This is a genomic window from Streptomyces enissocaesilis, from assembly GCF_039533765.1.
In the GTDB taxonomy this organism is placed as follows: Bacteria; Actinomycetota; Actinomycetes; order Streptomycetales; family Streptomycetaceae; genus Streptomyces; species Streptomyces enissocaesilis.
The window spans coordinates 35,335-49,393 of record NZ_BAAAUD010000005.1 but is presented as its reverse complement, the minus strand read 5'-3'; the positions used below and the strand labels follow the sequence as shown (position 1 = coordinate 49,393).

14 protein-coding genes and 1 pseudogene are annotated in these 14,059 nt (G+C 70.9%); 9 read left to right on the top strand and 6 right to left on the bottom strand.

The genetic code is table 11. From position 1 onward, the window contains the following. Nucleotides 1-40 precede the first annotated feature (40 nt). The gene (locus ABD374_RS01045) at nt 41-691 is read left to right on the top strand and encodes a hypothetical protein (protein WP_344489516.1); all 651 of its coding nucleotides are present in this window, start codon (nt 41-43) and stop codon (nt 689-691) included. Nucleotides 692-715: 24 nt separating this feature from the next. Here the strand turns inward: ABD374_RS01045 and ABD374_RS01040 are convergent, their stop codons facing one another. Further along, nucleotides 716-1,477 carry an SLATT domain-containing protein gene (locus tag ABD374_RS01040; RefSeq protein WP_425577091.1) on the bottom strand — a complete coding sequence of 254 codons (762 nt, stop codon included), beginning with the start codon at nt 1,475-1,477 and terminating at the stop codon, nt 716-718. Between the two features lie 252 nt (nt 1,478-1,729). On the opposite strand from ABD374_RS01040, the gene ABD374_RS01035 reads away from it, so the two are divergent. From ABD374_RS01035 to ABD374_RS01005, 7 genes are all read left to right on the top strand, one after another. Beyond that, nucleotides 1,730-2,065 carry a YbaB/EbfC family nucleoid-associated protein gene (locus ABD374_RS01035; RefSeq protein ID WP_344489062.1) on the top strand — a complete coding sequence of 112 codons (336 nt, stop codon included), beginning with the start codon at nt 1,730-1,732 and terminating at the stop codon, nt 2,063-2,065. Between the two features lie 71 nt (nt 2,066-2,136). Next, entirely contained in the window at nt 2,137-2,736 is a 600-nt protein-coding gene (gene recR, locus ABD374_RS01030; protein ID WP_344489059.1) for a recombination mediator RecR, read from the top strand. Beyond that, complete coding sequence (locus tag ABD374_RS01025; protein ID WP_344489056.1) at nt 2,729-3,391, top strand: DUF5063 domain-containing protein; 663 nt, start codon at nt 2,729-2,731, stop codon at nt 3,389-3,391. Before recR ends, ABD374_RS01025 begins: the two co-directional genes overlap by 8 nt. Before the next feature lie 219 nt (nt 3,392-3,610). After that, a complete protein-coding gene (locus tag ABD374_RS01020; RefSeq protein WP_214899771.1) occupies nt 3,611-4,882 on the top strand; it encodes an aspartate kinase in 1,272 nt (423 codons plus the stop codon). After that, entirely contained in the window at nt 4,879-5,937 is a 1,059-nt protein-coding gene (locus tag ABD374_RS01015) for an aspartate-semialdehyde dehydrogenase (protein WP_344489048.1), read from the top strand. The genes ABD374_RS01020 and ABD374_RS01015 overlap by 4 nt, the downstream gene beginning before the upstream one ends. Before the next feature lie 295 nt (nt 5,938-6,232). Next, nucleotides 6,233-6,892 carry a SigE family RNA polymerase sigma factor gene (locus ABD374_RS01010; RefSeq protein ID WP_344489046.1) on the top strand — a complete coding sequence of 220 codons (660 nt, stop codon included), beginning with the start codon at nt 6,233-6,235 and terminating at the stop codon, nt 6,890-6,892. After that, nucleotides 6,889-8,214, top strand: coding sequence for a hypothetical protein (locus tag ABD374_RS01005; RefSeq protein WP_344489043.1), 1,326 nt, complete (start codon nt 6,889-6,891; stop codon nt 8,212-8,214). The genes ABD374_RS01010 and ABD374_RS01005 overlap by 4 nt, the downstream gene beginning before the upstream one ends. 68 nt (nt 8,215-8,282) lie before the next feature. Here the strand turns inward: ABD374_RS01005 and ABD374_RS01000 are convergent, their stop codons facing one another. From ABD374_RS01000 to ABD374_RS00990, 3 genes are all read right to left on the bottom strand, one after another. Next, nucleotides 8,283-9,149 carry an SURF1 family protein gene (locus ABD374_RS01000; RefSeq protein ID WP_344489040.1) on the bottom strand — a complete coding sequence of 289 codons (867 nt, stop codon included), beginning with the start codon at nt 9,147-9,149 and terminating at the stop codon, nt 8,283-8,285. Nucleotides 9,150-9,282: 133 nt separating this feature from the next. Next, entirely contained in the window at nt 9,283-11,085 is a 1,803-nt protein-coding gene (locus ABD374_RS00995) for a S9 family peptidase (protein ID WP_344489037.1), read from the bottom strand. 301 nt (nt 11,086-11,386) lie between these two features. Then, a complete protein-coding gene (locus ABD374_RS00990; RefSeq protein WP_344489034.1) occupies nt 11,387-11,722 on the bottom strand; it encodes a hypothetical protein in 336 nt (111 codons plus the stop codon). Between the two features lie 105 nt (nt 11,723-11,827). Here ABD374_RS00990 and ABD374_RS00985 point away from each other — a divergent pair, with 105 nt between their 5' ends. Next, nucleotides 11,828-12,751: an FkbM family methyltransferase gene (locus ABD374_RS00985; protein WP_344489031.1), complete on the top strand. Its 924-nt coding sequence runs from the start codon at nt 11,828-11,830 to the stop codon at nt 12,749-12,751. Nucleotides 12,752-12,866: 115 nt separating this feature from the next. Here the strand turns inward: ABD374_RS00985 and ABD374_RS00980 are convergent, their stop codons facing one another. Continuing rightward, complete coding sequence (locus ABD374_RS00980; RefSeq protein WP_344489028.1) at nt 12,867-13,625, bottom strand: glycosyltransferase family 2 protein; 759 nt, start codon at nt 13,623-13,625, stop codon at nt 12,867-12,869. An 8-nt stretch (nt 13,626-13,633) separates the two neighbouring features. After that, nucleotides 13,634-13,843: pseudogene (locus ABD374_RS00975) on the bottom strand (UTRA domain-containing protein); the annotation flags it as partial. Between the last annotated feature and the right edge of the window lie 216 nt (nt 13,844-14,059).

The following is a 14,059-nucleotide window of genomic DNA, read 5'->3' as shown; positions in this document are numbered from 1 at the left end:
CCTGGACTGCTGCACGAACCCAGTGGAGAGCGAGCCGTACGTGGCCTGTGACCTGTGGCTGGTCCCCCTCGTCGATGTGCTGTGCCACAGCCCCGACAACCCCTTCGCCGAAGAGATCGCGTCGTACGACAAGGCCCTCACCGAAGCGGGCCTGCCGACCGTTCCCGTGTTCGCCTACATGCCGGGCCTCTCGGGCGACGTCGCCCCGGTGGCGGGCTTCGACTACGACGCCCTGCACTTCCTGCGCCGCGCGTACCTGCTCCGGATCTGCGGCCTGGAGGTGACGCCGGTGGACGCCCTGGGCGGCGACTACGAGCAGCTCCTGGAGATGTTCGAACCGACGGCCCAGCAGTCGCACCTGGTCTGGCACTACGACCACGCGGGCGCGTACGTCCCGGTGGACTACGCGGCGCCCCTGTCCACCGAGGAACTCCTGGCGGGCGGCGGCCCGCTGGGCTCCACCCAGGGCCTGCTGCGCGAGCTGGAATTCGTCGCCCCCGCGATAGGCATCGATCCGGTGAACCCGCCGTCACCGCCCCCTCCGCCCGCCCGGCCCACCACCCTGGAAGAGCCGGCGGGCGCCCTTCCGTACGACGACAGTCCCTTCGCCCGCGAACGCCACGTCTGGCTGGGCCTGCACGCGGCGGCGACCCGGAGCCTCGGCCAAGGCTCCATGATCATCTTCAGCTAGCCGTACGAAGCCGCCGCTCCCGCCTCAGCGGGGCGACTCCGGGGGCCGCTGCCGCGGCATGTTCGGCCGCGTCCCCGGAGGCAGCGTGTACCGCCCGGCCGGCGCCCCGCCGTCCGGGCGGGCCGTGCCCGCCCCCTCCGCGGGCCGCGTCCCCAGGGGCACGTACCCCGCCCGGAACTCCGTCATCCAGTCCGCGGTCTCCGACCGCACCAGCTCCGCCACGTCCTCCGAGAACCGCCGCAGCACGGTCAGGCACCGCTCGGCCGCCTCGCCGGCCGTCCCCTCCGCCGGGCCGAGGATCTCCCGTACGCTCTCCGACGCCCAGTCGAACTGCAGCGCCTCCAGACGCCGCTGCACCGCCTGCGCCGTGGCCACGTCCCTGATCCATCCCGACGTGAGCCCGAAGTACCGGTCGCAGGCCACGCACGCGGCTCCCAGCAGCAGCGCCAGGTAGCCCCACCCCGCGGCGCCGTCCACCGCCCCCGCCAGGTCGACGAGCGGCAGCGCGGCCCCGGTGATCACGCCGGCGGCCGTGCCCGTCCGCAGCGCACGGGCCCCGCGCCGCTTCCAGGTCCGGTCGGCGAGGTACCAGCCGGCCGTGCGCAGCGCGTTCGCCTCCACCCACCGGTAGAGCTCGTCGAGGCGCTCCGCCGGCTCGCCCCAGTCGCCGAGGGGGAAGGGCCTTCCGGTCAGGTCGTCCTCGTCGTGCGACCGCTCGGGGACGCCCCCGCCCTCCCCCGGACCGGCGACCCCTCGGGCTGCATCTCCGGCTGGCTCACCGGGCACTCCTCTGCGCTTGCGCTGTATGCGTGATCCGTGACATTGCGTGAAGTGGTGTGGCGTGCTCTTCCTACCGCCGAATGGTGGTCCGTGGGGTCGGCATACCAGTTTTTCCGGCCGGAACCAGGACGTGGTCAGCCGTGGGGGCCCGGAGGTCTCACCCGAAAGAGTCGCCTCGCAGGGCATGGCGCGCGCTGCCCGTCGAACACGTAGGCTCGCCTTACCGAAACAATCGTCGACGAAGTGCCAGGAGTGACCGTGATTCCCGGTGGTGGCCAGCCCAACATGCAGCAGCTGCTCCAGCAGGCCCAGAAGATGCAGCAGGACCTCGCCAAGGCGCAGGACGAGCTCGCGCGGACCGATGTCGACGGTCAGGCCGGCGGTGGCCTGGTCAGGGCGACCGTCAACGGCTCCGGAGAGCTCCGCGCCCTGGTGATCGACCCCAAGGCGGTCGACCCGGAGGACACCGAGACCCTCGCGGACCTGATCGTCGCCGCGGTCCAGGCCGCGAACGAGAACGCGCACCAGCTCCAGCAGGAGAAGCTCGGCCCGCTGGCCCAGGGGCTGGGCGGGATGCCGGGTCTGCCCTTCTAAGGCGGCCCCGCAGGAACTACCGTACGTACCAGGCAAGACCGCAACACCGGCAGGGCGAGGAAGGCAATCCGTTGTACGAAGGCGTGGTCCAGGACCTCATCGACGAGTTGGGCAGGCTGCCCGGCGTCGGTCCCAAGAGCGCGCAGCGGATCGCCTTCCACATCCTCCAGGCCGAGCCGACCGATGTGCGCCGCCTCGCCCATGCCCTCATGGAGGTCAAGGACAAGGTCCGCTTCTGCGCGGTGTGCGGCAATGTCGCACAGGAGGAGCGGTGCGGGATCTGCCGTGACCCGCGCCGCGACCCGGCGGTCATCTGTGTCGTCGAAGAGCCGAAGGATGTCGTCGCGGTCGAGCGGACGCGCGAGTTCCGCGGCCGCTACCACGTACTCGGCGGGGCCATCAGCCCCATCGAGGGCGTGGGCCCCGACGACCTGCGGATCCGCGAGCTGCTGGCGCGCCTCGCGGACGGCACCGTCACCGAGCTGATCCTGGCCACCGATCCGAACCTGGAGGGCGAGGCGACCGCCACGTACCTGGCCAGGATGGTCAAGCCGATGGGTCTGCGGGTGACGCGCCTGGCCAGTGGACTCCCCGTCGGGGGAGATCTTGAGTACGCCGACGAGGTCACGCTGGGCCGTGCCTTCGAGGGGAGACGATTGCTCGATGTCTGACGCCAAGCTGCTGCACGCGGTGGTGCAGGACCCGGACGACTTCGCGGTCCAGATCGCCGACCAGATCGAGAGCTTCATCGTCGCCGTCACGGAAGTGGCGAAGGGCGACGAGCCCGACAGCGCGGTCCCGTTCCTGCTGCTGGAGGTGTCCCAGCTCCTCCTGGCCGGCGGCCGGCTGGGCGCGCACGAGGACATCGTTCCCGACGACCGCTACGAGGCGGACACCGGTCCGGAGCCGGACCCGGACGACCTGCGCCGGCGTTTCGCCGTCATGCTCGACCCGATCGACGTGTACTCCGAGGTCTTCGACCCGTACGAGCCGCGCAAGGCGCCCGTCGCCTGCCGCATCTCCGACGACCTGGCCGACATCATCACCGACCTGCGCCACGGCCTGGCCCACTACCGGGCGGGGCGGACCACCGAAGCGCTGTGGTGGTGGCAGTTCTCGTACTTCTCGAACTGGGGCCCCACCGCCTCCGCCTGTCTGCGCGCCCTCCAGTCCCTGGTGGCGCACGTCCGCCTGGACCAGCCGCTGCAGGAGCTGGACGGCCTGGACACGGACGAGGACCTGGACGAGGAGGACCTGGAGAAGGAAGCCGGCAAGGTCATGGCCGAGGAGCTGGCGGGTCCACTGGGCCTGCACACGGCGACCTGAGACCTGCGGTGACCTGCGGTGCGCGGGAGCGCGCGAGCGTGTGACCCGCCCCACGTTCCGCGTACCCGCAGTCCGCCGGGGCAGGCATTCCCACCGGGCGGGCGGGTCGCCGTGCGGTCGGATCGTGAGCGGGACATCTCACGATGCGATATCACGTGGGCGGTCCCGGCCCGCTCGGTAAAATGAGCCGACCGCAGTAATGACTAACGAGGAGCGCACGTGGGCCTTGTCGTGCAGAAGTACGGAGGCTCCTCCGTAGCCGATGCCGAAGGCATCAAGCGGGTCGCCAAGCGAATCGTCGATGCCAAGAAGAACGGCCACCAGGTCGTTGTCGTGGTTTCGGCGATGGGCGACACGACGGACGAGTTGATCGACCTCGCCGAGCAGGTATCCCCGATCCCTGCCGGACGTGAATTCGACATGCTGCTGACCGCGGGTGAGCGGATCTCCATGGCCCTGCTGGCCATGGCGATCAAGAACCTGGGCCACGAGGCCCAGTCGTTCACGGGCAGCCAGGCAGGTGTCATCACCGACTCGGTCCACAACAAAGCGCGCATCATCGATGTCACGCCGGGCCGGATCCGCACCGCCCTCGACGAGGGCAACATCGCCATCGTCGCCGGTTTCCAGGGTGTGTCCCAGGACAAGAAGGACATCACCACCCTCGGCCGGGGCGGGTCGGACACGACCGCGGTCGCCCTCGCGGCAGCGCTGGACGCCGAGGTCTGTGAGATCTACACCGATGTGGACGGTGTCTTCACCGCCGACCCCCGGGTCGTGAAGAAGGCCCGGAAGATCGACTGGATCTCCTTCGAGGACATGCTGGAGCTCGCCGCCTCCGGCTCCAAGGTGCTGCTGCACCGGTGCGTGGAGTACGCACGCCGTTACAACATCCCGATCCACGTCCGCTCGTCCTTCTCGGGGCTGCGCGGCACCTGGGTCAGCAACGAGCCGCAAGGGGACCAGCAGGTGGAGCACGCCATCATCTCCGGAGTCGCCCACGACGTCTCCGAAGCCAAGGTCACGGTCGTCGGCGTACCGGACAAGCCGGGCGAGGCCGCGGCGATCTTCCGGTCGATCGCGGACGCCGAGATCAACATCGACATGGTCGTGCAGAACGTCTCGGCCGCGTCGACGGGTCTGACCGACATCTCCTTCACCCTTCCCAAGACCGAGGGCCGCAAGGCCATCGACGCCCTGGAGAAGACGAAGAGCACCATCGGTTTCGACTCCCTCCGCTACGACGACCAGATCGGCAAGATCTCCCTGGTCGGCGCCGGTATGAAGACGAACCCGGGGGTGACGGCGGGCTTCTTCGAGGCGCTGGCCGACGCGGGTGTGAACATCGAGCTGATCTCGACGTCCGAGATCCGCATCTCGGTCGTCACCCGCGCCGACGACGTCAACGAGGCCGTGCGCGCCGTGCACTCCGCCTTCGGCCTGGACAGCGACTCCGACGAGGCGGTCGTCTACGGAGGCACCGGGCGGTGACCGGCAAGCCGACGCTCGCGGTCGTCGGAGCGACCGGAGCCGTCGGCGCCGTCATGCTCCAGATCCTGTCCCAGCACGCCGACGTCTGGGGCGAGATCCGACTCCTCGCCTCCCCGCGCTCGGCCGGCCGCAAGCTGGTCGTGCGCGGGGAGGAGACCGAGGTCCTGGCGCTCTCGGAAGAGACCCTGAAGGGCGTCGACGTCGCGATGTTCGACGTACCCGACGAGGTGGCCGCGCGGTGGGCGCCCGTCGCCGCCGCCCAGGGCGCGGTGGTGGTGGACAATTCCGCGGCCTTCCGGATGGATCCGGATGTCCCGCTGGTCGTTCCCGAGGTCAATCCGCATGCCGTACGGACCCGCCCGCGGTCCATCGTGGCGAGCCCCAACTGCACGACGCTGTCGATGATCGTGGCGGTCGGCGCGCTGCACGCCGAGTTCGGTCTCGCCGGGCTCGTCGTCTCCTCGTACCAGGCCGTGAGTGGCGAGGGCCGGGCCGGCGTCGAGGCGCTGCGCACCCAGCTCTCGCTTGTGGCGGGTACGGAACTGGGGACGCACCCCGGTGACGTACGACGCGCGGTGGGCGACGACACCGGGCCCTTCGCCGCCCCGATCGCGCTGAACGTGGTGCCGTGGGCCGGCACGCTCGCGGACGACGGCTGGTCCTCGGAGGAGCTCAGGATCCGCGCCGAGTCGCGCAAGATCCTGGACCGGCCCGGTCTGCCGGTGTCGGTCACGTGCGTCCGGGTGCCGGTGCTCACCACGCACTCCCTGGTGGTGCACGCGCGCTTCGAGAACGAGGTCTCGGTCGGGCGGGCGCACGAGATCCTGGCGACCGCGCCGGGCGTGGTGCTGTTCGACGACCCGGCGGCGGGGGAGTTCCCGACGCCGGCCGACGTGGTGGGGACCGACCCGACATGGGTGGGACGGGTGCGGCGGTCGCTGGACGATCCGACGGCGCTCGAACTCTTCGTGTGCGGTGACAACCTCCGCAAGGGCGCCGCGCTCAACACCACGCAGATCGCCGAGCTGGTGGCCGCCGAGCTGGGAGCCGTGTAGTCCGGCGGTGAAACCGGAGCGGTGAAAAGCGGAATCCTTTGTAGGATCTGTGAACGCTCTGTGATCAAGAAGAAGTCTGTACCACTTGAACCCGAGCGCGGTTCTGTTCGACTATTCGCTCCCCGCCTTACTGGAACCGGCAGTTGGGAGGGGAGCGTCTTTGCGGTCGCCCCGGCAAAACGCCGCGACAATCGGGGCATTCAGGAGGGCGGGTGCGCATGCGGGCGTTTGCAACACCGTCAAAAGCGGTGCCTCGTGCGTACAACCCTGTCGGGGGGAAGCGTGTCCAACAGGCGTGGCAGAGGTACTCGACATCACAGTGGGCCCGGCTCGAGGCGCAGCAGTGCGCCCGCTCCGGCGGCCCCGCACGCCCGGCGGCATGCCGGTGATCGCCCCCATGCCGACCGCACGCCCCGCCCGTATACCGTCCGCGCGTGAGGGCGCTGAGGACGTCATGACCGCGGGCACCACAATCGATCACCTGACCGAGACCTACCGGGCTCACTACCGTTCCCTGCTCGGACTCGCGGCCCTCCTGCTCGACGACACGGCCTCGTGTGAGGACGTTGTGCAGGAAGCTTTCATCCGTGTGCACTCCGCGCGCAACCGGGTCCGCGACCCGCAGAAGACCCTGGCCTACCTGCGCCAGACCGTCGTCAACCTCTCCCGCTCCACGCTGCGCCGCCGCATCCTCGGCCTGAAGCTGCTGTCGAAGCCGATGCCGGACATGGCGAGCGCGGAGGAGGGGGCGTACGACCAGTTGGAGCGTGACGCGCTGATCAAGGCGATGCGGGGGCTCCAGCGGCGTCAGCGCGAGGTGCTGGTCCTGCGGTACTTCGCGGACATGACGGAGGCTCAGTGCGCCGAGACGCTGGGGATATCCCTGGGTTCGGTGAAGGCGTACGGTTCACGCGGCATAGCGGCGCTCCGCGTCGCCATGGAGGCTTCGGCATGAGTGAAAAGCAAGAGCGGCACGGGCCGGACGGGCCGTTGAACGACCTGACTGGAAAAACGACAGTGAACGACAGTCCGAACGAGCGCGACGAGCCCGGCACGGACGACGGCCGGGGCACGAGCGAGGTTTCCGCTGCGGGCGACGCTCCCGATACGGACGAGGCTCCCGGCACGGGCGACGCTCCCCCTGCGGGCGACGGCCCGGGCACGGACGACGACCTCGGCATGGGCGACGAGCTCGCCCTGCGCCGGATGCTGCGCGGCGCCGTGGAAGAGCTGGAGCCTTCGCGAGACGCCCTGGAACACCTGCGCAGGGCGGTCCCCGCCCGGCGCGCCAGACGGCGCCAGGCCGTCGTCGGCATGGCGGCCGCCGCGCTCTTCATCGGCACGGCGGTCCCTGCCTTCGTCCATGTGGCGAACTCCGACGAGGCGGCCGACAGCCGCTCGTCGATAGCCGGCCACGGGCGGGACGCGCACGGCGGCACCGGCTGGGAGAAGGGCGTCGAGGGCGGCAAGGGCAAAAGAGTGGTGGAGAAGCCTTCCGAGAAGGAGCTCTCCCGAGAAGAGAAGAAGCAGCAGAAGGAGAAGGAGAAGGACGCCGAGAAGGGTTCTTCGGACACCGGCAAGAGCCGCCGCACCGGCGGTGGCGGCGGTGGCGGCGGCGGTGGCGCCGACGCTCCGGACAGCCTGCCCGCGGCGACGCCGACCTGCGGCGCGAGCCAGCTCGCGGTCGTCTCGGCGGGCACCGGCGCGCCCGACGCCGAGGGCAAGGTGTACGGCACGTTCCGGGTCGTCAACGTCTCCGGCATGCAGTGCACGGTCGCCGGCCGGGGCTCGGTGTACGCGCAGCCGATGGGCGCGGCCGACCCCAGCCGTGTCAACGTCGTCGACCACACCTCGGGCGACGCGGCGGCCGGTCTGCCGGACCCGTCCCTGGAGACGACCGGCCTGCTGCTGGAGCCCGACATGGCGTACGAGGTGAAGTTCGCCTGGGTGCCGACGGAGAGCTGTCCGACGACCAACCCCTCTCCCGACCCCGAGCCCAGCGATCCGGGCCCGGGCCCGGGCCCGGGTCCGGACCCGGACCCGGACCCGGACCCGGACCCGACGGGCGGTACGGAAGACGCCGGGGCCGGTGGCGCCGGCGGTACGGGCGACGGGAGCGAGGCGCAGGAGGCCGGCATGGAGCCGCAACTGGGCACGGCGGACGGCAGCGTCTCGGTGAGCCACACACCGGAGGCCGGTGCGTCCAGCGCGGCGGCGACGATCTCCAACGCGTGCGCGGGGACGATCTACCGTACGGGCGTGCTGGCGGCGCAGTAACGGAGCGCGGGGGTGCGGCGACGGGGCGGGCACGGCCGGAGACGGCGCCCGCCCCGTCGCCGCACCCCTCAGTCGCGCCTGCCGTCGGCACCGGCGGCGTCGCCGGTGCCCGCGCCGACCGCCACCTCGGCAGCCTGCTGCCCGTCCTCGCTCTGCCGTACCTCTGTCACCTCTGGCGCCTGCGGGCCCTCCGGCAGGATTCCGAGGGCGAGGTCCCGGGCGGCCTCCGCCTCACGGCGCATGAGCCGGAACCACATGAAGAGCACGAAGCCCGCGAAGACGAACCACTCGCCGGTGTAGCCGAGGTTCTGGAACGCCTTGAGATCGAGGCCGCTGCCCTGCGGTGCGACCGCGGGGACGGGCCGCAGGCCGGGATCGCCCTCGGTGAGGGTGATCCAGGCGTCGTACACGTCGTACGGGACGAGATTGACGAGCGAGGCGGCGCTGACCATCCCCACCTGCCCCTCCGGCAGTCCGCCGCCGGTGTGCACGCCGTCGGTGCCCGAGTTCTCGGACGCCTGGAGCGCGCCGGTCACGGTGACCTCGCCCGGGGGCGCGGCCGCGGCCCTGCCCCCGGCGGGCAGCCAGCCGCGGACGACGGGCAGTGCCTTGCCGTCGTCCGTACGCAGCAGGGTCAGCACGTAGGAGCCGCGCTTGCCGTCGAGCTCCCGTCCGGGCACGACGAACTGCTCGGCGTAGCGCCCGGTCGCGGTGGCGGGCCGCCCGGAGGTCTCCTTGTCGACGGGAAGCAGCTCTTCGAGGGGTACGGCGGCCTGCGTGCCCGGATCGGGCCTCTCCTCGGCGGCCTGGTGGGTCTCGACGCGGTCTTCGAACCGCCCGAGCTGCCAGGACCCCATGAAGACACAGAAGGGAATGGCCAGCACGACGAAGAGGTGGATCCCCCACCAGCGGGGCGTCAGCAGGAACCGGTACACCCCACCAAGGTACGGGCCCACCCCGCCCCGCACACAGCCCGGGGTCTCCGGACGCGGGCGCCCCGGCCCGTGCGGGCACCGGGGCCAGGGCCGGGGACCCGCCCCAGGACTCCGCCCCCGGCCCCCGCTCCCGCTACCCCAGATGCCGGGCGGCGAACTCCAGCTCCAGCCGGACCTGCTTGATCCGCTCCTCCACCACCAGCGACCCGTGCCCCGCGTCGTACCGGTACACCTCGCACACCGCTCCCCGCGCCGCCAGCCGGTCGACGTAGTTCTCGACCTGGCGGATCGGACAGCGGGGGTCGTTGACACCCGCGGAGATGTAGACCGGGGCCCGCACCGCGTCGACGTACGTCAGCGGCGAGGACGCCTCGAAGCGCTCCGGGACCTCCTCCGGCGAGCCGCCCAGCAGCGTGCGGTCCAGCGCCTTCAGCGCCTCCATCTCGTCGTGGTAGGCCGTCACGTAGTCGGCGACCGGCACCGCCGCCAGCCCCACCGTCCAGGCATCCGGCTGCGTACCGAGACCGAGCAGCGTCAGGTACCCGCCCCACGAACCGCCCGCCAGTACCAGCTTCGCCGGGTCCGCGAGGCCGGAGGAGACCGCCCACTCCCGGACCGCCGCGATGTCCTCCAGCTCGATCAGCCCGACCCGGTGCTTGAGCGCGTCCGTCCACGCGCGCCCGTACCCGGTGGAACCGCGGTAGTTGACCCGCACGACCGCGTAGCCGTGGTCCACCCACGCCGCCGGCCCGGCCGCGAACGCGTCGCTGTCGTGCCAGGCGGGCCCGCCGTGGATCTCGAAGACCGTGGGGAACGGTCCCTGTCCGGTGCCCGGCTTCTGTACGAGTGCGTGGATCCGCCCGCCGGGCCCCTCCACCCACACGTCCTCCACCGGCACCGACGCCGGCGCCTTCGCCCCCGGCGGGTCGAGCACCACGCGCCCCGACGTCGACCGCACCACCGGCGGCCGGGCCGCCGAGGACCACAGGAACTCCACCGACCCGTCCGGCCGGGCCGTGGCGCCCGACACCGTACCGGCCGGCGTCTCGACCTCCACCAGCTGCCGCGTGGCGAAGTCGTACCGCCACAGCTCGCTGCGCGCCTCGAAGCTGTGGACGACGAGCAGCGCGGACCCGTCCGGACACCACTCGGCCGATACGTCGCCCGGCAGCTCGATCCCCAGCTCGGTCTCCTCGCCCGACGCCACGTCCCACACCATCGGCTCCCAGCGCCCGCGCCGCTGATGCCCGACCAGCAGCCGGGTGTCCCCGTCGACCGGAGCGAAGCCGAGCACCTCGAGCCCCAGTTCGGCCTCCCCGCCGCGGGTGTCGTCCAACTCGGCCACACCGCTGCCGTCCAGCCGCAGCACCCGCAGCGCGGAGTGCATCGTGTCGCCGTGCTCGGTGTGCTCGATCGCGATCAGCGTCCCGTCGTACGACATGTCTCCGACGCCGGCCGACTCCCGGTGCCGGTAGATCTCGACGGGCCCGGCGCCCGGCCGTACGACATGCACCGTGGACCCGTCCTCGTCGGTCGAGCGCCCCACGACCGCCGTCCCGTCCCGCCCGAGCGCGAGCCCGCCGGGGTACGACGGTTCCAGCCCCGGCGCCGCCGGCTCGTCCGCACCGCCCGCGAACGGCTGCCGCATCCAGACGCCGAACTCGTCCCCGTCCGTGTCGCTGAACCACCAGATCCACTCGCCGTCGGGCGTCAGCACCCCGTCGGTGGTCCCGTTCGGCCGGTCGGTGGCCTGTCGCTGCACTCCGGTCGCCCGGTCCCAGGCGTACAGCTCGTACGTCCCCGTCGCGTTGGACACGAACAACGCGCGGTCCGGCGCGTCCTCGGCCCAGTCGGGCAGCGAGACGCGCGGCGCCCTGAAGCGCTTCTCCCAGTCGGGTATGGACATGGCCTGTGCGGACCCGGTGCTCTCAGTCATCCCCCCATTCTGCGCCGCCCCGGAACAGGTGCACACAACACATCAGGGCCACCTGCTCTGCGAGTAGACGGTCCTGATGCTCAGCTGTCGGGGTGGCGGGATCTGAACCCACGACCTCTTCGTCCCGAACGGAGTACGGATAACCCGCTGACCTGTGCTCCCTGGCTTCGCCGCAGGTCAGGGCATTGGTATCCGTTGGTCTGGTGAGACCCCGAAGGGAAGGGCTTTCATGATCCACTCCCCGCTCACTCCCCGCTCACTCCCCGGTCACTCCCCGGCACTCCCGGGAGCGGTTGAGCGGTCAGACGTTACTGGTGTCTCCCTCGCGTCTTGCGGAGGGGAGCAAGAGGTCCCGCTCCGGGTGCTTCTCGCCAGAGACGCTGCCGTCCACCCCGAGGTCGACGCGTGCTCCCTCGTGGAAGTTGTCGATGGCCCGGAACACAGCACGGTTCCGCTCCCGCCACTCCTCCAGGGTCCCTCCGGCCTCGCCGCTGGCCTGCCAGTCGACCTGGAGGGCGACAGCGTTCAACTCGTGTGCTGCCTCCGTGCAGCCCGGCCGAACGGCGCGGGGCGAGCTCCCCACAACACTCAAGACCGTGAGGGACGTCAAACTGAACATCACCAGCTTCAACCGCACTGCCAGCCCCTCAGCAGGTCGGCGGCCCCCGGTTACTGGAAGGGGCCGAAGGCGTCGTCCAGCCGAGGGCTACGGTTGAGTGACGCCCGGCAGAGAGGCAAGCGGATGAGCACCCCAGTGTTGGAGGCATTGGTGACCCTCGGGCGCCGCTACGTACGTGACGTGCCGGTCTCCGTCGGCAAGGCCCCGCTCACCGGCCGAGTCCTCAACCGACACCTGCGGGAGCATCCCCGCCGCCGTGTCACCGACACGCGGTTCGGTGCCCGGGTCGCGGTCGACACCCAGGACCTCATCCAGCGGTACCTCTACCTGTTCGGGGTCTGGGAGCCGTACATGACCGGCTGGCTCCAACGGCGACTGCGGCCGGGGGACACGTACGTCGATGTCGGCGCGAACATCGGCTACTACAGCCTCCTCGCCGCGCGGCTCGTCGGGGCGGACGGCCGGGTCGTCGCCATCGAGGCCTCGCCGGTGTTCCACCAGCGTCTCCTGCGGAACGTCACGCTCAACGAGTACGGCAACGTTCGCGCGATCAACAGTGCCGTCTCAGACACCGATGAGGTCCTGGAGTTCGTGCTCGCCAGCTCCGCCAACATGGGCGCGAACAGCATCGTCCCGTACGACGGGCAGGCGGAGTCCACGTTCGAGATTGCGGCGCGACCGCTCCCGGATCTCCTCACCGACGACGAGATCACTCGCGCTCGGGTGATCAAGATCGATGTGGAAGGCGCCGAGGGCAGCGTCATCCGGGGAATGGCGCCCGTGCTCTCCCGGCTCCGACCCGACGCGGAGATCACAGTCGAGGTCACCCCGGAACGGATGTCGCAGGTCGGCGACTCCGCCGACGAGCTTATGGAGATGATGCGGGAGCACGGTTTCCACCCGTACCGGCTCGTCAACGACTACACGCCGGAGAGCTATGTGGCGGCGCTCCACGGAGCCGTCGGTGTCCCGGAACGGCTCAGGGGATCCGTGACGGGTGAGAGCGATCTGATCTTCTCCAGGGTCGACGCGGACACGCTCCCCTGAGAAAGAGCGGCCCGGGTCCCTCGGGAACCAGGGCCGCTCTTTCTCAGGTGCTCAGCAGAAGGCTGCCGCAGACGGGCGCGGGCCGGCTGCGGAGGCTCGGGCATCCGTGCGGCGGTCACCCCTGCGTTGGGTAGCGCCAACCGAACTCCGCCAGCTTCTCCGCCCGGGCCTGGACGACTGCCATGCGCGCGTCGCGCTCCGCGGCCTCCGTGTGGGAGGCCTGGCTCGTGGCCTGTCCGGGCCACTTGCGGTAAAGGAGGCCGACCTCCGCCGAGAACCAGCCGCGGCTCGTCGCGTTCAGAGCCATGAGCAGCCCGGTGTCCTCGGAGGCGGGAAGAGCCATCCAGCCGCCCAGGGCGAGGAGCAGGTCCTTGCGGACGAAGAGGGTCGCTGGGTGGACCTGGGCGCGGAAACCATTCGCCTTCCAGTACTCCAGGACCTTGCCGCGCTCGATCGCGCCGGCCTCCGGGTCGCCGGGGAAGCCGGCCGTCGAGCCGTCGGGCAGGAAGTCGAGCACGCGGGACGTGGCCCAACCAAGCGACGCGTCCGCTTCGAGTGCGGCCAGATCGCGAGCCAGTACCCCCGGGGCCAACTGGTCGTCGGCGTCCAGGACCTTGACGTAGTCGCCGTCCGCGTGGGCCATCGCCATCATGCGTGCGACACCGGGACCGCCCGGCCGGCCCTGGCGGAAGGACACGCGCTCGTCGTCGGGCACGTGCGGGGCGACCTGGTCGGTCCTGCCGTCCTCCTGGATCAGCCAGTGCCACTCCCAGCCGTCGGGGAGTTCCTGCTCGCAGATGGACTTGTACGCGTCCGGCAGGAAACGCGCCGACGGAGCGTGGACAGCGGTGACGATGATGATGCGCCGGCTCACGGCAGCACTCACCACCTTTCCAGGGGAGGGGTGAAGAGCATCTCCGTGCGGTCGCCGGGCAGCGTCACATCGGAGATCTCCACGGCGCGGTTGTCGGTGTCGTACGAGGTCTCGCGGAGGACGACGACCGCCGTCCCCGGCGGGAGCTCCAGTTCCTCGGCCTCTTCGGGAGTCGGCGGACGGGCGATGACCAGCTCTTCGATGCGGTCGAGTTCAATCGCCTCCCCACCCGTCCCGAATGAACAACTGGCCGCCGCCCCCGGCTCACGCCTGCGCGTCACAATCGGGTGCTGGTACCACATGAGCTCACGGGCCCAGCCGACGGCGGAACTTCGTCATGTCAGGTGTGTGCTGAGTGCTCCGCGCACCTCTGTCCACGTTGCCGATGCACTCCGCACGACACGGAAGAACCCGACCGCTGGCGACGGGGGATG

Excerpts from the sequence above, each read along its gene's own strand:
- ABD374_RS00985 (WP_344489031.1), top strand. The coding sequence starts at position 11,828 with ATGAGCACCCCAGTGTTGGAGGCATTGGTGACCCTCGGGCGCCGCTAC.
- ABD374_RS00995 (WP_344489037.1), bottom strand. The coding sequence starts at position 11,085 with ATGACTGAGAGCACCGGGTCCGCACAGGCCATGTCCATACCCGACTGG.
- ABD374_RS01025 (WP_344489056.1), top strand. The coding sequence starts at position 2,729 with ATGTCTGACGCCAAGCTGCTGCACGCGGTGGTGCAGGACCCGGACGAC.
- ABD374_RS01005 (WP_344489043.1), top strand. The coding sequence starts at position 6,889 with ATGAGTGAAAAGCAAGAGCGGCACGGGCCGGACGGGCCGTTGAACGAC.